Annotated in this window: 19 protein-coding genes; 9 read left to right on the top strand and 10 right to left on the bottom strand. The window is 65.2% G+C overall.

Annotated elements, in window-relative coordinates; genetic code table 11:
• The 3 genes from QZ184_RS02000 to QZ184_RS01990 all read left to right on the top strand — a co-directional run.
• On the top strand, positions 1-488 hold a 488-nt coding region (locus tag QZ184_RS02000), incomplete at its 5' end, for a response regulator transcription factor (protein ID WP_296417924.1).
• A gap of 45 nt (positions 489-533) precedes the next feature.
• A complete protein-coding gene (locus tag QZ184_RS01995; protein WP_247478889.1) occupies positions 534-818 on the top strand; it encodes a 2Fe-2S iron-sulfur cluster-binding protein in 285 nt (94 codons plus the stop codon).
• Between the two features lie 7 nt (positions 819-825).
• Positions 826-1,632 (top strand): hypothetical protein, encoded by an 807-nt coding sequence (locus QZ184_RS01990; protein WP_296417923.1) that lies wholly within the window; start codon positions 826-828, stop codon positions 1,630-1,632.
• Here the strand turns inward: QZ184_RS01990 and selD are convergent.
• The 5 genes from selD to QZ184_RS01965 all read right to left on the bottom strand — a co-directional run bounded on the left by selD (position 1,629) and on the right by QZ184_RS01965 (position 7,749).
• The gene (gene selD, locus QZ184_RS01985; RefSeq protein WP_296417921.1) at positions 1,629-3,683 is read right to left on the bottom strand and encodes a selenide, water dikinase SelD; all 2,055 of its coding nucleotides are present in this window, start codon (positions 3,681-3,683) and stop codon (positions 1,629-1,631) included. The genes QZ184_RS01990 and selD overlap by 4 nt on opposite strands.
• 83 nt (positions 3,684-3,766) lie before the next feature.
• Positions 3,767-4,510: an amino acid ABC transporter ATP-binding protein gene (locus tag QZ184_RS01980; protein ID WP_296417917.1), complete on the bottom strand. Its 744-nt coding sequence runs from the start codon at positions 4,508-4,510 to the stop codon at positions 3,767-3,769.
• A 7-nt stretch (positions 4,511-4,517) separates the two neighbouring features.
• Positions 4,518-5,729, bottom strand: coding sequence for an amino acid ABC transporter permease (locus tag QZ184_RS01975; protein WP_296417916.1), 1,212 nt, complete (start codon positions 5,727-5,729; stop codon positions 4,518-4,520).
• A complete protein-coding gene (locus QZ184_RS01970) occupies positions 5,729-6,685 on the bottom strand; it encodes an ABC transporter permease subunit (protein WP_010317755.1) in 957 nt (318 codons plus the stop codon). Before QZ184_RS01970 ends, QZ184_RS01975 begins: the two co-directional genes overlap by 1 nt.
• The gene (locus tag QZ184_RS01965; protein ID WP_296415227.1) at positions 6,685-7,749 is read right to left on the bottom strand and encodes an amino acid ABC transporter substrate-binding protein; all 1,065 of its coding nucleotides are present in this window, start codon (positions 7,747-7,749) and stop codon (positions 6,685-6,687) included. Before QZ184_RS01965 ends, QZ184_RS01970 begins: the two co-directional genes overlap by 1 nt.
• A 146-nt stretch (positions 7,750-7,895) precedes the next feature.
• Here QZ184_RS01965 and QZ184_RS01960 point away from each other — a divergent pair, with 146 nt between their 5' ends.
• From QZ184_RS01960 to QZ184_RS01945, 4 genes are all read left to right on the top strand, one after another.
• Positions 7,896-8,465 carry a YqhA family protein gene (locus tag QZ184_RS01960; RefSeq protein ID WP_010317753.1) on the top strand — a complete coding sequence of 190 codons (570 nt, stop codon included), beginning with the start codon at positions 7,896-7,898 and terminating at the stop codon, positions 8,463-8,465.
• A gap of 27 nt (positions 8,466-8,492) precedes the next feature.
• Complete coding sequence (pyrC, locus tag QZ184_RS01955) at positions 8,493-9,593, top strand: dihydroorotase (RefSeq protein WP_296417914.1); 1,101 nt, start codon at positions 8,493-8,495, stop codon at positions 9,591-9,593.
• A gap of 109 nt (positions 9,594-9,702) precedes the next feature.
• A complete protein-coding gene (locus QZ184_RS01950) occupies positions 9,703-10,749 on the top strand; it encodes a phycobilisome rod-core linker polypeptide (RefSeq protein ID WP_363159443.1) in 1,047 nt (348 codons plus the stop codon).
• Between the two features lie 97 nt (positions 10,750-10,846).
• The gene (locus QZ184_RS01945; protein WP_296417912.1) at positions 10,847-12,088 is read left to right on the top strand and encodes a carbohydrate porin; all 1,242 of its coding nucleotides are present in this window, start codon (positions 10,847-10,849) and stop codon (positions 12,086-12,088) included.
• Here QZ184_RS01945 and QZ184_RS01940 read toward each other — a convergent pair.
• Complete coding sequence (locus QZ184_RS01940; protein ID WP_296417910.1) at positions 12,072-13,436, bottom strand: DUF2252 domain-containing protein; 1,365 nt, start codon at positions 13,434-13,436, stop codon at positions 12,072-12,074. The genes QZ184_RS01945 and QZ184_RS01940 overlap by 17 nt on opposite strands.
• A 90-nt stretch (positions 13,437-13,526) precedes the next feature.
• On the opposite strand from QZ184_RS01940, the gene QZ184_RS01935 reads away from it, so the two are divergent.
• Positions 13,527-15,026 (top strand): peptide ligase PGM1-related protein, encoded by a 1,500-nt coding sequence (locus QZ184_RS01935; RefSeq protein WP_296417908.1) that lies wholly within the window; start codon positions 13,527-13,529, stop codon positions 15,024-15,026.
• On the opposite strand, the gene QZ184_RS01930 is transcribed toward QZ184_RS01935, so the two are convergent.
• Entirely contained in the window at positions 15,023-15,493 is a 471-nt protein-coding gene (locus QZ184_RS01930; protein ID WP_010317747.1) for a universal stress protein, read from the bottom strand. The two genes, QZ184_RS01935 and QZ184_RS01930, sit on opposite strands and share 4 nt — an antisense overlap.
• Positions 15,494-15,526: 33 nt before the next feature.
• Positions 15,527-16,186: a ParB-like protein gene (locus tag QZ184_RS01925; protein WP_010317746.1), complete on the bottom strand. Its 660-nt coding sequence runs from the start codon at positions 16,184-16,186 to the stop codon at positions 15,527-15,529.
• Positions 16,187-16,228: 42 nt separating this feature from the next.
• On the opposite strand from QZ184_RS01925, the gene QZ184_RS01920 reads away from it, so the two are divergent.
• Positions 16,229-16,654: an SgcJ/EcaC family oxidoreductase gene (locus QZ184_RS01920; RefSeq protein WP_247478909.1), complete on the top strand. Its 426-nt coding sequence runs from the start codon at positions 16,229-16,231 to the stop codon at positions 16,652-16,654.
• Here the strand turns inward: QZ184_RS01920 and QZ184_RS01915 are convergent.
• Entirely contained in the window at positions 16,651-17,070 is a 420-nt protein-coding gene (locus QZ184_RS01915) for a helix-turn-helix domain-containing protein (protein ID WP_296417890.1), read from the bottom strand. The genes QZ184_RS01920 and QZ184_RS01915 overlap by 4 nt on opposite strands.
• A gap of 129 nt (positions 17,071-17,199) precedes the next feature.
• A complete protein-coding gene (locus tag QZ184_RS01910) occupies positions 17,200-17,370 on the bottom strand; it encodes a hypothetical protein (protein ID WP_247478911.1) in 171 nt (56 codons plus the stop codon).
• Positions 17,371-17,403: the final 33 nt, after the last annotated feature.

Here is a 17,403-nt window from a genome sequence, read left to right as displayed (position 1 = left end):
AAGAGCCCTACGAGCTGCTGATCTGCACCGACTTTCTTGAAAGCGGCAGCGGCTTCGATCTCGCCCGCAAGGCCAAGGCACTACAACCCCAGCTGAAGGTGGTGATGCTCGCCTTGGGGGATGCGATTCCGGTGGAACATGCCGAGGCGTCCTGGCTGGAGGCGGTCGTGGCCGAGGCGGACTTCATCGAAGACCAAAAACCGCTGGAGGCTGCTGTCCTGGCGGTGATGGGCCATCACGCCTACCGCAGTCCCTCCCTGCGCTCTGGCCAGTTGCCGTACCTGAGCTGCCCGCGCCTGACCCCAAGGGAATATGAAGTCCTGGACCTTTTGGCCAGCGGCCTGACGGACCGCGAAATTGCTGAACAGCTGGTGGTCAGCGAGGAGACCGCGCGCACCTACACCAAGCGGCTGCTGAAAACCCTGGAGGTCAACAACCGGGTTCAGGCGGTCCTCAAGGGAATGCGTTGCGGGATGGTGAAGATCTAGGCCAAAGCGTGGCTAGAACCCAACTATCTGATCGCGCCGCCTGCCATGGCCAGCCACACCATCACGCTTGAGGCGGCTGGCTCCTTTCCTTGCAACAGCGAGCAGTACATCCTTGATGCGGCGGAGGCTGCCGGCATCGACCTGCCCTTCTCCTGCCGGGCCGGCGCCTGCAGCACCTGTGCTGCCCAAGTCCTGCAGGGGACGGTGGATCAAGCCGATCAGAGCTTCCTCGATGGGCCACAAATCGAGCAGGGCTATGCCTTGCTCTGCGTCAGCTATCCGCGCAGCGACTGCCTCCTGCGCACGGACGTAGCCGCCGAGCTGAATTAACACCAAGATGCGCCAAGCCATCCCGGGGAGTACGGCCATGGGCACCGCTCGCATTCTTCTGTCTGCAGCACTGCTTGCCGGGGCAGTTCCGATGCATCCGCTTCAGGCCGCCGAGAGCCGTTGCCCGAGCAGTAGCGGACGCTTCGCCGTCTGGGGAGCTGGCGTGGTCACCGCCAGCAAGACCCCAACCGCTCGCCTCATGGAGGAGCGCTGGTTGCCCGGGGGGCAGGTCGAGGGCCTGCTGGTGGAACGACTGGGCAGCGAAGAACGCCGCAGTGCCTATCGGGGCCAGCGCAGGATCACGGACAACTGCGTGGCGGTGATCGAACGGCAACTGCCTTGGGGCATCGACCGCAGCGAGGTGGTGCTCGATGGTCGCGGTCGTCCGGTCTATGGCTTGATCCGCACCGAAGGCCGAGTGATCAGCAGCAGTTGGCTGCCCATGGCCACCGGGCGCTGCAACAGCGCCAACCTCAACGGCCTGGTGGTCAGCCGGCAGATGGGGCTCAGCCAAGTCCAAGGCGGCTGGAGTCCCAATGCCGTCGTGCAGCGCGAGCAGTGGAAGGACGGCCGGGTGGAGGGGCTGGCCCTCTCCAGCTATGGCGCTGACAGCGAAACCGCGCGCTACAGCGGCCAGCTCAGCCTGAACCCCAAGAGCTGCTGGGGCACCATCCAGGAAACCGACGAGAAGGGACGGGCCTACAACTACAGCGCCTTGATCGTGAATGGCCGCCGCAGCAATGGGGCCCGCGGCTACCTCTACCTCCAGCGCGATCCAGGGGACCTGACGGTCGGTTGGCTGGTGCGCGACTAAGCGATCAGCACCCTGGCGATCACCGCGGCCTGCGCAAAGCCCAACTGCCCCAGATGCTCCAGGGCCGCCTCAGCGCGGGAAGCCGGCAGAGCAGCCAACAGCGGACCGCAGGTCTGCGGGTCGATCCAGAGCTGCTGATCGACGGCGGAGGCTGGAGCGCTCAGACGCACCCCACCCCCGGGATCCAGCCGGGCCAGGGCCCTGGCGTTGGAGGGGGCCAAGGTGCTGGCCTGCCCCTGCTCCAACAGGGTGCGGGCACCGGCCAGGGCAGGAATGGCCCCCGGGTCTAACTCCACCTCTTGGCCGGCGCCGAGCATTTCAGCGAGGTGGCCGAGCAGGCCAAAGCCAGTGATGTCGGTGCAGGCACTGCAGCCGTAGTGCTGCAACAGCTCCACCAGGGGAGCCTGGCTTTGCTGCATCGTCTCCAGGGCCGCGTCAATCCACTGGGGTTTGGCAACCCCGGCCATGGCCGCCGCGAAGAGCACCCCGGTGCCGATGGGCCGGGTCAAGAGCAACACCTGATCGCTCTGCAGGGGCCCCTTGGGCCAATGCCGCTGCGGATCAACCGATCCATTCACGCTCAGGCTCAAGGCCAAGCCCGCGCCATCGCGCCCCTCCAGGGTGTGACCACCCAGCAAGGGCACCCCCAGGGGATCAAGCACCGAACGCACCCCCGCCAGGGTCTGAAAGAGCAGCTCCTGTTGCAGCGGCGCGGCGGCCTCCGGCAGGGTCACCAGGGCCTGAACGCTCTGCAGCTGGGCGCCACAGGCCCAAATGTCGCTGCTGGCATGCAGGGTGGTCAGCCGGGCATTGAGCCAGGGGTCATCCAGCAACGCTGGAAACCCATCGAGGCTTTGCAGCAACAACCCGCCGGTTGACGTGGCGGCCAAGACCGCGGCGTCCTCCGGCGGTGGGCAGTCCTCCCCCGGCTGCAGGCGGGCCAGGGCGCCCTCTAGGGGGTCGGCCGCCAGCTTGGCGGCACAGCCCCGGCAGGCCATCACGGCCCCAGCGGCCATGGCTCCGGTGCGGGCGAATCCGGCCATGAAGCGTCGATCAATCGCCTCTTTCCAGCGCCAGAGCCAGCGGGAGGGACCCAAGGACCAGGGCCCGTAGAAGGCCACCGCCCGCCTGCGGCCATCGCCCAGCAACTGCAGGGCCCTGGCCTGGGGACGCCAAGGCCTCAGCGCTCGCTTGGGCTGCTCGAGGCTGCGTTTGAGGTTGATCGCCAGCAGCGGCGCCGCACGCACAGCCCAGACCCCGGAAGCCGGCCGAGGATCCCGGCGAATCAGCCCGCAGTCGCCGCTGGCAAAGATCCGGGGATGGCCCTCCACCGCCAGACTCGGCTCCGTCCAGATCCGCCCGGTCTGGGGATCGCAGGGCAGACCACTGGCCGCCAGCCAGGGCGGCGCCTCACTGCCGGTGCAGGCCAGATCCGCAGGCCGCTCGGGACCGACGCCGCGGCCCAGGGGGATGCCGGCCTCCGCCAACAGGCGCTCTCCGGCGCGGTTCGCCGCTGGCGATCCCAAGTGCAGCTGCTCACCGCGCAACAGCAGCTCGGGCTGATGCCCCTGGGCCCGCAGGGCCAGGGCCACCTCCACCGCAGCGGCACCGCCCCCGCGGATGGTTAGCGACGGCGGTGCCTGCTTGAGCCACTGCAGGAAGGGCTCCAGCGGCTTCACCCCGAGTTGCCCCTCGGCGTGTTGGGTCTGACAGCCCAGATCCAGGCTGAGGCGATCGAACTGCAGCGGCGGCCGCCCGGCCAGCAGCAGCTGGGAGCGCGGCAGGTCGAGTCCCGTGATCTCAGCGCGCACAAAGGCCACGCCCGCCCGCTGGCAGAGATCGCGCAGATCAATGGCGCAGTCCTCGTGGCTGTAGAGACCCGCCACCAGCCCCGGCACCATGCCGGAATACAGGGCGGTGCTACCCCGATTGACCAGCACCACGGCGGTGCGTTTGGGCTTGAGCTGCGGCCGCATCAACCAGCGCCGCAGCAGCAGGGCATGGCTGTGGCCACCCCCTGCCAGCAGCAGCAGCTGATCGGGACCGCTCAAGGTCGCCCCTGGGCCGAGGCGCCCAGATCCATGCCCTTGGTTTCGCTGTAGGCCTGAACCTGGCGCGGTTGAGGGCTCTCCATTTAGGCAATCTGGCTCAGGAATTGCCGGGTGCGCTCGTGTTGCGGCGCAGTGAAGAATTGCTCGGGCGGGGCCATCTCCACCACCTCCCCCTCGGCCATCAAGACCACCCGACTGGCCACCTGCCGGGCAAAGCGCACCTCATGGGTGACGACCACCATCGTCATCCCCTCGCGGGCCAACTCCTGCATCACCTCGAGCACCTCCTGCACCATCTCGGGATCGAGGGCACTGGTGGGTTCATCGAAGAGCATCACCCGCGGTTCCATGCAGAGGGAGCGGGCAATCGCCACCCGTTGCTGCTGACCGCCGGAGAGCTGCCCGGGGTACTTGTGGGCCTGCTCGCGGATGTTGACCCGCTCAAGGAGCGCCAAGGCCTCCCGCTCCACCTCCGCCTTCTTCCGCTTGCGCACCAGCACCGGAGCGAGACAGAGGTTCTCCAGCACCGTGAGGTGGGGGAAGAGGTTGAACTGTTGGAAGACCATCCCCACCTCCCGGCGGATCGCATCGATGTTGCGCACGTCATCGGAGAGGGTCATCCCATCGACGACGATCGATCCCCCCTGGATGTCCTCCAGGGCATTGAAGGTGCGAATGAAGGTGCTCTTGCCGGAGCCGGAGGGCCCCATGATCACCACCACCTCACCGCGGTAGACGTTCAGGTCCACACCCCGCAGAGCGTGGTAGCCATTGGGGTACCACTTCTCGACCCCGCGGGCCTCGATCATCAGGTCGCGATCCGTCATGGGGGACTCAGGCGGGTTGAGGGTTGGAGTTCAGGCGGGTTTCCAGGGCGCGGCTCCCCAAACCCAAGGCAGCGCAGCAGCACCAAAACAGCACCGCCAACACGAGATAGACCTCGGCGTCCTTGCCGAGGAACGCGGGATTGGCCATCACCGCCCGGGCCGTGCCCAGCAGCTCAAACAGACCAATCAGCGAGAGCAAGGTGGTGTCCTGCAGCAGGTTGATGAATTGCCCGACCATCGCCGGAAGGGCGACCCGGAGGGCCTGGGGCAGCACCACCTTGAGCATGGCCTGATGGACCGGCAAGCCCAGGGCGCGGGCTGCCTCCATCTGCCCCGGCGGCAACGCCACCAGACCAGAGCGGACGGCCTCGGCCACATAGGCCGCCGCAAAGAAGGTCAGCACCCAGGCCGCCCGCCAGACCCGATCCGGCGAGAAGCCACCGGGCAAGAGCAAGCCCAGGATGTTCTGCCCGAGGAAGAGCAGGGTGATCAGCGGTGCCCCGCGGATGAACTCGATGTAGAGCACCGAGAGCCAACGCAAGAGCGGCAAACGGCTGCGCCGCCCCAGGGCCAGCAACACCCCCAGGGGGAAGCAGAGCAGGATCGCGAAACTGGCCTCGATCAAGGTCAAGAGCAGCCCCCCCCAGCGAGAGGGGGAGACCACCGGGAGACCCAATCCCCCCGCAATCAGGGTCATCCCCAGCAGGTAGAGCAGCGGCCAGATCACGGGCCAGCCGCGGCGGACGGCAGCGGGAAGGGCCGGGCCAAGGCGCCCGGCCCACCAGCGGCAGGCCAACAGCAGCGCCGTGATCCCCCACCAACGCTGACTGATGGCAGCACTGAGCTGAAGAAACAGGGGCAGGAGCAACGCCATGCCGGCGAGCACTGCAGCGGCCAGGCGGTCGTTCGCCGGCCAAAGCCGTGCCCGGCGATCGGGGCGAGGGAAGGCCCGCAGCCATCCCCAACTCACCCCCGTGGCTGCCGCCAGAAGAACGCTCAGCAGCCAGAGACGCCACTGCTGATCCAGGGGATAGCGGCCGATGGCGAACAGGGTGCTGTTGGCCTGAATCACCGCCCACTGGGCCTTAAAGACCAACCAGTGCAGCAGGGCCTGGCCGCCAGCCAGCAAGGCCGCCAGCAGCACCACGGTGATCAGCCCATCGAGGCGAGAGGCGAACAGGGCGGCCCGTAGCCGTTGCAGAGAAGAGGAGCGCTCCATCAACGGCTCCTCAGCTGCACCGCGCGGTTCAGCGCATTCATCAGGGCAGAGATCACCAGGTCCATGGCCAGGTAGGCCCCCAGCAGGATCACCATCACCTCCACCGCCCGTCCGGTTTGGTTGAGGGTGGTCTCCGCCACCGAATAGAGATCGGCGTAGCCGCAGGCGATGGCGAGCGAGGAACTCTTCGCCAGGGAGATGTACTGGTTGTTCAAACCGGGCACGATCACCGGCAGGGCCTGGGGCAGGACCACCCGGCGCAGGGTTTGCAGGGGGCTGAAGCCCAGGGCACGGGCGGCCTCCCACTGCCCCTTGGGCACCGAAGCAATCCCGCCGCGCACCACCTCCGAGATGAAGGCCGAGATGTAGACGATCAGACCGGTCAGCAGGGCCGCGAACTCAACACTCAGGCGAATCGGTGCCTGCCAGACCCCATTCACCAACTCAGGCATGCCCAGGTAGAGGCCCGATTGTGCGAGGACGACGCCCGGCCACTGGATCGCCTGGGCACCACCCGGCAAGGAGAGGAAGACGACGAAATACCAAAACACCAACTGCAAGAGCAGAGGGATGTTGCGGATCAGCTCGACGTAGACCCGCGCCAGGCCGCGCAGCAGAGCGTTGCCACTAAAGGAGGCCACGCCGACGGCGGTGCCGACGATCGAGGCGCCAATCAGACCGATGACGACAACCCGCAGGGTGTTGACCAGTCCCGCCAGCAGCGCCCACCAGTAGGGCTGATCGGCGCTGAAGGGCAACCAACTGCCGGCGATGTCAAAACCGGCGGGGTTTCCGATCCAGCGCCAGGTCAGCAGCAACCCGGCCGCCGCCAGGTTCTGCACCAGGTTCCCCAGCAGGAAAGCCACCAGAACCAGCACCAGCAGACCGACCGCGGCCTGCAGCAACCAGGGGATCAGGCGGCGGTTGCGCCACCAAGGGGTGACAGGCGGAGCCATCAGCGGAAGGGCGGCGAATAGATCAGGCCGCCATCGGTCCACTGGCGATTGCTGCCCCGCTCCAGGTTGATGCGGGTGTTCACGCCCAGGTTGCGCTCAAAGATCTCGCCGTAGTTGCCGACGGCCTTGATCACCTGAACGACAAAGTCAGCCGGCAATCCGAGCTGCTGCCCCAGCTGGCCATCGACCCCCAGGAAGCGCCGCAGATCCGCCTGGTTGCTATCGGCCTGGGCCTCAGCGAGCTTGGCCTCGACGTTGGCCTGGGTGATGCCGGATTCTTCCGCCTGCATCAGGGCATAGGCGATCCAACGCACCGCATCGGCCCAGGCCGGATCACCGTTCACCGTGCCCATGGCCAAGGGTTCTTTGCTCAGGTCACCGGCGAGCAGGACATGGGCCTTGGGATCGGGAAAGCTGCTGCGCTTGGCGGCCAGCAGCGCCCGGTCACTGGTGACCGCCACGCAACGGCCCTGGAGGTAGGCCCCATAGGTCTGACCATCGTTTTGGAACTTCAGCGGCATGTAGGCGGCGTTGAGCTCCCGCATCCGATCCGCCAGGTTCAGCTCGGTCGTGGTCCCGGTGGTCACACAGATCGGCTTACCGGCTAACTGCTTCAAGGAGGTGATGCCGCTGCCCGCGTTCACCATCACGGCCTGACCGCCATAGAAGTGAATCGGCGCAAAGCTGAGGGCATTGCCCCCTGCCGCATCGCGGCTGAGGGTCATGGTGGTGCTGCGGGAGAGCAGATCCACTTCACCGCTATTGACCGCCGCAAAGCGCTCGCTGGCGCTCAGGTCGCGGAACTCCACCTTGGCGGGATCGGAGAGCACCCCAGCGGCGACCGCACGGCAGAGGTCCACCTCAAAGCCCTGGTAGCGGCCATCGGGAGCGACAAAACTGAAGCCCGGCAACTTGCCATCAACGCCGCAGACCAATTGCCCGCGGGCTTTCACCGCGGCCAGTTTTTGGCTTTGGGGCCCCGAGCCCTCCACAGCGCAGCCGGTGAGGACGAGACCAGCGAGCAGAGGAAGCGCTCGAAGGACCTTGCGGGGGGAAAAGGGCATCAACCAGGGCTCATTTCGCGAATTGTGCCACCGGTTTTTAAGGCTGGGCCATCGCCAATGAGGCCATGAAGCTCCCGATCGGAGCATCAAAACGCCGACGCGCTCTGCCTAGGGTCACCCCACCTATCGCTGAACGCAACGCGTCGATGAGCTCCATCAAGCGCTTGAGCTGGGCCATTGAGAACGTCTTTGAGCGCTGGCTCTGGAAATTCCGTTTGATTGCGATCGTGCCCGTGGTGATGAGCCTGCTCGGCAGCGGGGCGACCTTCATCAGCGGCACCTCCGAGATCTGGCACTCGATGGGGCTGCTCCTCGATGCCTCGCCGGATGACAGCCGCACTGTGGCCCTACTGCTGGGTGAACTCGTGGGCGGCGTCGATCTCTACTTGATCGGGATCGCCCTGATGATCTTTGGCTACGGCGTCTATGAGCTGCTGATCTCCGACATCGAAGCGGCGCGAAGCCCCGGAGCCGGTGGAAACGGACTGCTGGACATCCGCAGCTTGGATGTGCTCAAGGAAAAGTTGGTGAAGGTGATCCTGGTGGCCTTGATCGTGGCGGCCTTCAAGTCGATGTTGATCTTCCCGATCGACAACACCACCAACCTGCTGGTCTTCTCAGGCTCGGTGCTGCTCTTGGCCCTCTCGGCCTATCTGGTCTCCGGCGGTCCCAACCGCTCCACCTGGAATCAGCCCCGGGAAACCCCCTTTGAGTAGGGCTCGCGCATTGTGTAAAACGAAGGGATGAGCAGCACCCTCACGATCCGCACCCCGGATGACTGGCATCTCCACCTGCGCGATGGGGAGATGCTGCAGGCCGTGGTTGGACACACGGCACGGCAGTTCGCCCGGGCGATCGTGATGCCCAACCTCAAACCGCCGGTGACGACGGTGGAGCAGGCACGGGCCTATCGAGAACGGATCACGGCCGCCCTAACTGCTAGCCAAGGGCCGGATGCCGCCGCGGCCTTCACGCCGCTGATGACGGCCTACCTGACCGAAACAATCGAGCCAGCCGAGCTGGAGCGCGGCTTCAGCGAGGGCGTCTTCAGCGCCGCCAAGCTCTATCCCGCCGGTGCGACCACCAACTCCGACGCCGGCGTGCGCGATCTCGCCCACATCAGCGCCGTGCTCGCCTGCATGGAGCGGATTGGCATGCCGCTGCTGATCCATGGCGAGGTCACCGATCCCGCCGTCGACATCTTTGATCGCGAGGCGGTCTTCATCGAACGGCAGTTGATCCCTCTGCTCCAGCGTCATCCGGCCCTGAAGGTGGTGCTGGAGCACATCACGACCGCCGACGCCGCCCAGTTCGTGGCGGAGGGTCCAGCCAACCTGGCGGCGACGATCACCCCCCACCACCTCCACATCAACCGCAACGCTCTCTTCCAGGGGGGTCTGCGGCCGGACTTCTATTGCTTGCCCATCGCCAAGCGGGAGCGCCATCGCCTGGCCCTACGGGCCGCGGCCACCAGCGGCAGCACCAAATTTTTCCTGGGGACCGACTCCGCTCCCCACCCCAGGGGCGCCAAAGAATCGGCCTGCGGCTGCGCCGGGATCTACAACGCCCCCTTCGCCATTGAGAGCTACGCCCAGGTTTTTGAAGAGGAGGGCGTTCTCGATCGCCTGGAGAACTTCGCCAGCGTGCATGGGCCCAACTTCTACGGGCTGCCGCTCAACAACGGAACGATCCAACTGGAGCGCAGCAGCGACAGCGACTTCATCCCAGGGTTAATGGAACTGGAGAACGGCAGCAGCTCGCCGACAACCCTGGTGCCCTTTCACGCCGGGGAAAGCCTGAATTGGCGCCTGAAGCAGGCGCAATGGCACGCGTCAGCAGCGTAAAGAGCTCGCAATCTTTCAACGACGGCTCAAAAGAATCCGCCTAATTTCCAAGCGGCTGCGTGAATCACGCGCTTCTTCCATAGTCCGCCCGATCCACATGTCTCTTGTCATGGCGCCCGCTCTGGGTATCGAGAGGTTTGCAAACGGTCAGAACAAAGAACACAGGCAGCAGGCCTCCGATAGCGATAAGAGCACCATCATTCGTGCCGTTTACCAGCAGGTTCTGGGCGGTCAGCATGTGATGAAGAGCGATCGACTCGAAGGGACCGAGTCGCTCTTCCGCAACGGCTACCTGAACGTGCGCGAGTTCGTGCGCTTGGTGGCCAAGAGTGCCCAATACCGCGCTCGCTTCTTTGAGAGCTGCAACCCCTACCGCTTCATCGAGCTCAACCACAAACATCTGCTGGGCCGCGCTCCTCACAACAAAGAGGAGATGCTGCACCACTTCACGATCCTGCAGGAGCAGGGCTACGACGCGGAGATCGACTCCTACATCGATAGCGACGAATACAGCCGCAACTTCGGCAACGACCGCGTTCCCCACATGCATGGTTGGGGCTATTCGGTTGGCCACGAAGGGCGTCAGTTTTCCTATCTGATGCAACTGGCCCGGGGCGCCGCCGCCTCGGTCAAGGGCGACCGCAACGGCAGTCAGTTCAAGCTGGGCCAAGCCCTGCACCAAAACCGCGCCATTCCGGTGCCCGGTGCTGGCGCTGCGGTCAGCGTGGCCCGCTACGCCCACATCAGCACCGATGGTCCCTTCAAGGCCTCGATGTCCAGCGGCAGCGATCTGCCCAGCGGTGATCTGCCCAGCGCCCGCCGCATCGACGGCAGCCCCGCCTACGGCTTCCGCAGCAACGAGTTGCTGGTCTCAGCACCGAATACCGGCGCCGCCGAAGGCAGCCGGGTGGTCACGATCACCGCGACGGGCATCGCCAACAACCGCTTTATCCGCCACGGCGCCTACACCACCCGCGTGCCCTACAGCCGGATGAACGAGGCCCTGCAACGGGTCCTGCGCCAGGGCGGCCGCGTCGTCAGCGTCGTCGTCAGTGGCGACAGCGACATCTCCTCGGCACCCGCCCCCGCGCCGACTCCTGCTGCCGACGAGCAACCCAAGGCCAAAGCCAAGGGCCGTGGCCGCTCCAAGGGCTGATTAAACCCCTCCCCATGACCTCTGCCCCTGGCCAAACGGCCGGGGGCTTTTTGTTGCCAGTCCCCGCCAAGATGGGACGACCTCTGCGTGAGCCACAGTGATCCTGCGGGGCCTTGCCACTGGATCGCTAACGCTCCTGCTCAGCCTGCTGCTTGGCAGCAACGGCTGGGCAGGCGAAGACAGCACAACACGCCCGAGCGAACAACCCCAACAGGCCTTCAGCCTGCAAGAGGCGCTGAAGCTGCCCGACTGGCTGCGGTTCTCGATCAGCTACACCGCCGAGCCCATGGCGAACCCCCTGGGAGGGGCTGCTCAAAGCTCGGCCTGGATCCAGGACACGTCGATTGATCTCCAACTGGGGACAGGTCTGAGCCGTGCGGTCCAGGACTGGAATGAGCCAGATCACTGGCACATCAACGCCAACATCAATCACGTCGCGGGCGATGTGAGCTATGGCACTCGCATTGGCGCGTTCCTAGCCCCGCAAACCCTGTCCTACCCCGCTGGTTTCTATCCGACGGAACTGTCCTTGGAGCGCAGCGCCGGAGAAGGTTGGATCGGTGTCCGCGCTGGTGTGATTCCGATCAATGGTGATTTCGATGGAACGCTGCTGAGTGCGCCGATCCTCAACAACTACGTGCACTCGGCGTTGAACAACACCTACAACATCTTTGCGGGGAACCTACCGATCTCACCCTTTTCAAGCCTGGCCGCAAGGCTCGACATCCATCCCCACAAGGATCTCGACGTCTACTACGGCTGGTTTGATCTCACGACCGCCATCCCGATCATCCAAGCCTTCGGCGCGCCGGTCAACATCACGCCCACCAAGGTCGGAGACGCCCACATCCTGCAGCTGAACTACAGCCCCAAGCGCAGCCAGCCCGCAGGCAGCGTCCTACCCGGTGAGCTGTTCTCCATCGGCGGCTTCACCACGGACTACCAAGGCGAAGGACTGTTCGGCAGTGCGACCTGGAAAAGCGGTCTACCCCTGGGCCTCGATGACCGGGTCTGGATCGGCGGGGCCTACTCGCCGGAGTTTGATCTCAATCAGGCACCAAGCTTCCTCGGCGGCGGCCTGGTGATCCAAGGGGTCTTCCCCAAGCGCCCCCAGGACCTGCTGATCCTCGGTGGCGGGCACGCTGGTCTGAGCGCCGCGGCCCCACCGGGCTACCCCAACCAGCCCTACGAGGGCGTTCTGGAGCTGGGCTATCGCCTGCAGCTCAACCCCAATCTGAATCTGCAGCCCACCCTGCAGTGGATCTTTAACCCCAGTGGCCGAGACATCCCCACACCGGGAATCCTGACCACCAGCGTCCAGATCAGTCTGAGCTTGTAAGCCGGCCGGAGGCCATGGCCTGCAGCAGCGCCCGATGGTCCTCTTCCACCTGATCGCTGTAGCCCAGGGCAAAGTTGGCCATGGCCCGATCAAAGCCCTTGTCATCCCCGAGGGCGCCATGGAGGGTTTGACGCTGACCACTGCGGGCGTGGGCCCGTGCCAAGACCATGGCGCAGAGCTTGGCGTAGGCCTTCAGGGAGGGGGGCTTCATCGAGGCGAGGGAGACCGAGGCCTTCCAGTCCCGCAGCTGCCGCCAGTACATCGGAATGCCCTTGGGCGTTGAGGTCCAGCCCAAGAAGGGATCGCAGACGCACTGAATCAAACGCTGGCCTTCGACAACCCGCTGTCCCTGATGCCCCGCCTCATTCCCCAGTTGCTGGTCGATGCAGGACGGCAGGGCCTGCTTGCTTTGCAGCAACAACCAGTCCTCCGGATGGGGCCCCTTCATCAGGCCAATGGCACAGCGGGTGCCAACCGAACCCACGCCAACGGCTTTGAGGGCGGTGTCGACCAAGGCAAAGTCCTGCAATTGGTAGCGGCGGTGGGGGGGCAAACTCTCGCGATACCCCGCCAGCAGGAAGGCGATCGCTTCGCTGTGGCTGGGGATGGACGCAGGATCCAGATCCGGCTCTGAGGCCCACAGGGCGGTGGGATCCAACAGGGCATGGCGCCAGACCAAGGGCGGCTGATGGCGAATCTGAGCGGTTCCATCCGGCAGGAACTCACAGTGCTTCTGAATGGCCTGGCGTCCCGAGCGCCGCAGGGCTTGGGCCACCGCCACCTCAAGGTGGGAGCGGAAGGCCTTGGCCGGCAGCTCCTCCACGAACCGCTCGACATGGAGCAGGCAGTTCCAGAGCTTCAGGGTGGGGAGGTTGGCGTACTCCGCCATCGCCTTGCGATAGGCCGCGGCCACCTTGCGGGCGAGGCGGAACTGCTCCTCGCGATCCAGTTGCCACTGGCGTGCCACCAAGACGGCGCTGACCAGGAGGCGTTTGACATCCCACTCAAACGGTCCGGGTGCGGTCTCATCAAAGTCATTGATGTCAAAGACCAGGCTGCGCTCCGGCGAGGCATAAAAACCGAAGTTCAGCAGGTGGGCATCACCACACAGCTGCACCCAATGGGGACTACGGGGCAAGGGCGCCAGATCGGCCGCCATCTGGGCCGCCGTCCCTCGGAACCAGGCGAAGGGACTCTCGGCCATGCGCCGATGCCGCTCGGCGATCAACCAGGGCAAGCGGGTGCTGTTCTGTTCCTCGATCCGGCTGATCGGATCCCGCCGATCAAGCAGCGGTTGCCAGAGCGAGAGGTCCTCCCATCCAGCCGCGTTGGGGTCGCTCGCACGCAACGGTCCTGGGAGGTGCACCTCCTACTGACTTAGCGAGCCGCCGGGCAAAACGGAAGAATCTGGCAAACATGGAGACAAGCGCCTCGCCCTATGGCCCTCTCCTTTCGGGAACTCCAGGCCCAACTGCAGCCGGGCTGGGGCTGTGAGCACAGCGGCAAGGGCGGCCAGTTCGACGTGCTGGTGGTGCCCTCCCTGAGCATGGACAGGGCGCTGATGGCCCTGGTCACCGGTGCGCACCATTACGAGGAGCGGCAGCTGTTTTCGCTGATTCGGCTTCGGGATCCCGGGGTCAGGGCGATCTATGTCACCAGCAAGTTGCTGCCGGAGCTGGTGGTCGATGCGGTCCTCGAGCTTCTGCCCGGTGTCCCCACCTCCCATGCCCGGCGGCGTCTCCAGCTCTTTGACACCGATGACGCCTCCAACCGTCCGCTGACCGAAAAGTTGCTGGAGCGGCCCGCCCTGCTGGCCCGCATCCAGGAGCAACTGCGCCCGGGACGCAGCTTCATCAGTTGCTTCGTCGTGACCGAGCTCGAGAAACGTCTCTCCGAAGCGCTGCAGATCCCGCTACTTGGCACCGACCCCGCCCTGGGCCACTGGGGCAGCAAGGCCGGCAGCCGTGAGCTCTTTGCCCGTTGCGGGGTGCCGCACCCACCTGGGAGTGATCTGGTCCACAACCTCGAGGACCTGGCCGAAGTCACCGCCACGCTCTGGGAAGCGCACCCTGAGCTCAAGCGCTGTGTGGTCAAGCTCAACGAGGGGATCAGCGGTGAGGGCAATGGCGCCCTGGATCTCGCCCCGTTGCAACTGCAGGAGCTCTCTGCCGCTGCCCGGCGCCAGCGGCTGCGGCAAGAACTGGAGCGCCTGCCGATGCCCGCCCAAGGCTGGCTCACCCTGCTGGCGGAGCAGGGCGCCCTGGTGGAGGCTTGGCTGGAGGGGGGCGATCAACTCAGCTCCCCAAGCGTGCAAGGAACCATCCACCCCGGGGGACGCGTTGAGGTGCTCTCCACCCACGAACAGATCCTGGGGGGCAGCAATGGGCAGACCTATCACGGCTGCCGCTTCCCAGCGGACAAGGCCTATCGCCTCACACTGATGCGCCATGGCCAGGCCATTGGCGAGGCCCTGGGAGCCGAAGGGGCCCTGGAGCGCTACGCCGTCGACTTCATTGCCCGCCTGATCGATGGGCAATGGGACCTACAGGCGATCGAGGTGAACCTCAGGCAAGGCGGCACCACCCACCCCTACATGGCCCTGCGGGCCATCACCACCGGCAAGCTCGATCCGGGAACGGGTGAGTTTCTCTCCCCCACCGGTCAGGCCCTGCACTACATGGCCACCGACAACCTCACGCATCCCAACCTGCGGGGGCTGCTGCCGGCGGACCTGATCGACATCGTCGCCGAAGCCGATCTGCACTACGACCCGGCACGTCTACGGGGCAGCGTCTTTCACCTGCTGGGCTGTCTCTCGGAGTACGGAAAGCTGGGGATGACCTGCGTGGGTCGCAGCGCCGCGGAAGCCAAGCAGGTCTACGGGGCCACGGCGGGGCAACTGATCCAACAGGCCACCAGCGTCCAGGGCGGGAGCTAGTCCTGCCCGCGGCCGGGATAGACCAAGACCGGCAACTCCGCGTGGGTCAGCACCCGTTGGGTTTCACTGCCGAGCACCAGGCCCGCCAAGCCGCGGCGGCCATGGGAGGCCATGAAGATCAGATCGCACTGGTGATCGCTGGCGGCCTCAAGGATCGCCTCATAAATCACGGCATTCACCGAGGTCGCCCCATCCGCCTCCACCCCCTTGGCACTGGCCTTGGCCTTGGCCGCCCCGAGCACGGATTCGGCGTAGTCCGCATTGGCCTTGCTGAACTGCTCGGTCATCAGCGGATCCAGGACCAAACCCTCCCCATAGAGGGCTACATCGGGGCGACCGTAGTAGCTCGGTTGCACATGGAAAAAGGTGATCTTGGCGTCGATCTCACTGGCCATCTGCACCGCCTGATCCACCGCCAACTGGGACAGCTCCGAGCCATCGGTTGGCACCAGAAGATGACGAAACATCGGCTGCAGTCCTTTGCTCTACCCGAAAGCTAGTCAGGACGGCCCAATCCAACCGGCCAGCCGTGAGGCCGCCTGGGAGCGAGCCAAAGCCCGGGCCGCGGGCAGGGCCGGCTCCAGCTTTGCTGAGCTGAAGGGCGGCAGTTGGCGACTGCGCAACCAAGCCCCCCAGCGGAACTCATGGAAGGGAATCAAAGGCGCCGAGGTGATCACCTTCTCGCGCTTCAACTTCCAGACCAGGCTGCGGTAGGGATCGTCCTGGGTTCCCAGCAGCGTGGGGGGTAAGACCGACGGATGCTGGGGCCCCAGGCCGCGACCGTCATAGAGGTAGAGCCATCCCCGGCGCTGCAATTCAGCCAGGACCACCGCGGGATCGGCGCTGTCCACCTCCAGCGCCACATAGCCGAAGGCCGTGGCCTGGGGATCCAGCTCAAGCAGGGCGCGCAGGCGATGGTGACGATCCACCATCCAGAGCTCACCGGCGGCTGAGCGCACCAGCGGCGTGGGTTTGCGCTTTAAGTACTGACGCTGCTCTTTGGGGTCATCCTCAGCAAAATCCCTTTGGCGGCTGACGATCTCCGCCATGCCCACGCAGAGCTGAGTCGGATGCAGATCCTGAATCGGAACCTCGAGCAGCGCGTTCTTTCCGCCCTTCGGGGGTGGCAAGGGATGAAACGGAGGCAAACGCAGGGCCATGGACCGAACCTAAACCGGGTTTTTCAACTGCTGCTGTCACTCTTGGCCGTTTTTTGTGTCGGCGTGAACAGTGCCTGGGCTGCGGATTCAACCAGCTGCCACACCCTCACGGATCCCCAAGTAGCCGCTCTATTTGACCGCTGGAATGCGGCCCTGGCCACTGGGGATCCCGCCCAGGTCAGCGCCCTCTACCGCCCGGATGCGCTGCTGCTGCCCACCCTCTCGAACCAGGCACGCACCACGACGGCGGGAATCGAGGACTATTTCAAGGGCTTCCTGAGCAAACACCCCACCGGCCGCATTGATGAGCGGGTGATCCAAAGCGACTGCAACGTGGCCATCGACGCCGGCAACTACAGCTTTGAACTGGACGGTCAGGGCTGGGTTCGGGCCCGTTACACCTTTGTCTACGCCTACCAGGATGGAGCCTGGAGCATCGAGCACCACCACTCCTCGCTGCTTCCCTAGGCCGCGGCCTTGAGCATGTGCCGCAGTTCGCCCTTCGGGAATTCCGTCAGAGCGGAGGGCGAGGGGACCGGGGTGGACTTCAGCCGTGCTCCCTCTTGGTGCTCACGGATGGTGAGGCCATAAATCTCGAGGAAGAAATCGCGATCAGCCACCGAGCCCGTCAACCCACAAAGGCGGTAGAGCTCACGCAGAGGAGTCCAGGGCCTGTCCAGGACGAGGCTGTTGAGTTGATGCAGACGAAAACGTCTCAGGGCCTTGAGCGGTGGTTCACCGCAATGGCTATGGAAGAGGTTCTGCAGGGTGCGAACACTGACGTGAGCATGGGACGCCAGATCCGGCATCCGCAGATCGCTGGCGTAATGCTCAGCGACATACAAGGCCAATGCGCGCATCACCGCCGCGTCGGCTGGATCCATCGCTCGCTGTTGAACAGAGCGCTCCAACCGAGGGGGAGTAAAAACTGCGAGGGGAAGTTAAGGGAGCCGGCTATCCCAAGAGGGCGAATATCACGGAATCCTGCGCACCATGCAAAACCTGCATAACGCTCAGCGTGAACGGCCTCGAGCGGCGACGGTCCTCGGGGCCAACAGGCAGTGGGGTGCGCCGCGCCAGCGCCGCTGGCGGCGGCGCTGCAACCAGGTCAACAGCAGCCGCAGGGCAATGAAGCCGTAGAGGCCAAGCAACACCAAGCTCGCGGCATCTTTGGAGCTCGCCATGACCAGGGTCAACGCGCAACCCCGTCATCCAAG

This window comes from Vulcanococcus sp. DEBay_Sum22DG08_74, from assembly GCF_017852955.1.
Taxonomy (GTDB): Bacteria; Cyanobacteriota; Cyanobacteriia; order PCC-6307; family Cyanobiaceae; genus Vulcanococcus.
The sequence above is the reverse complement of the archived record's forward strand: the minus strand, read 5'-3'. Positions and strand labels throughout refer to the sequence as shown.

Excerpts from the sequence above, each read along its gene's own strand:
- QZ184_RS01930 (WP_010317747.1), bottom strand. The coding sequence starts at position 15,493 with ATGTTTCGTCATCTTCTGGTGCCAACCGATGGCTCGGAGCTGTCCCAG.
- QZ184_RS01965 (WP_296415227.1), bottom strand. The coding sequence starts at position 7,749 with ATGCCCTTTTCCCCCCGCAAGGTCCTTCGAGCGCTTCCTCTGCTCGCT.
- QZ184_RS01950 (WP_363159443.1), top strand. The coding sequence starts at position 9,703 with ATGGCGCCCGCTCTGGGTATCGAGAGGTTTGCAAACGGTCAGAACAAA.
- QZ184_RS01995 (WP_247478889.1), top strand. The coding sequence starts at position 534 with ATGGCCAGCCACACCATCACGCTTGAGGCGGCTGGCTCCTTTCCTTGC.
- QZ184_RS01970 (WP_010317755.1), bottom strand. The coding sequence starts at position 6,685 with ATGGCTCCGCCTGTCACCCCTTGGTGGCGCAACCGCCGCCTGATCCCC.
- QZ184_RS01975 (WP_296417916.1), bottom strand. The coding sequence starts at position 5,729 with ATGGAGCGCTCCTCTTCTCTGCAACGGCTACGGGCCGCCCTGTTCGCC.
- QZ184_RS01925 (WP_010317746.1), bottom strand. The coding sequence starts at position 16,186 with ATGGCCCTGCGTTTGCCTCCGTTTCATCCCTTGCCACCCCCGAAGGGC.
- QZ184_RS01915 (WP_296417890.1), bottom strand. The coding sequence starts at position 17,070 with ATGGATCCAGCCGACGCGGCGGTGATGCGCGCATTGGCCTTGTATGTC.
- pyrC (WP_296417914.1), top strand. The coding sequence starts at position 8,493 with ATGAGCAGCACCCTCACGATCCGCACCCCGGATGACTGGCATCTCCAC.
- QZ184_RS01910 (WP_247478911.1), bottom strand. The coding sequence starts at position 17,370 with ATGGCGAGCTCCAAAGATGCCGCGAGCTTGGTGTTGCTTGGCCTCTAC.
- QZ184_RS01935 (WP_296417908.1), top strand. The coding sequence starts at position 13,527 with ATGGCCCTCTCCTTTCGGGAACTCCAGGCCCAACTGCAGCCGGGCTGG.
- QZ184_RS01960 (WP_010317753.1), top strand. The coding sequence starts at position 7,896 with ATGAGCTCCATCAAGCGCTTGAGCTGGGCCATTGAGAACGTCTTTGAG.
- QZ184_RS01980 (WP_296417917.1), bottom strand. The coding sequence starts at position 4,510 with ATGACGGATCGCGACCTGATGATCGAGGCCCGCGGGGTCGAGAAGTGG.
- QZ184_RS01990 (WP_296417923.1), top strand. The coding sequence starts at position 826 with ATGCGCCAAGCCATCCCGGGGAGTACGGCCATGGGCACCGCTCGCATT.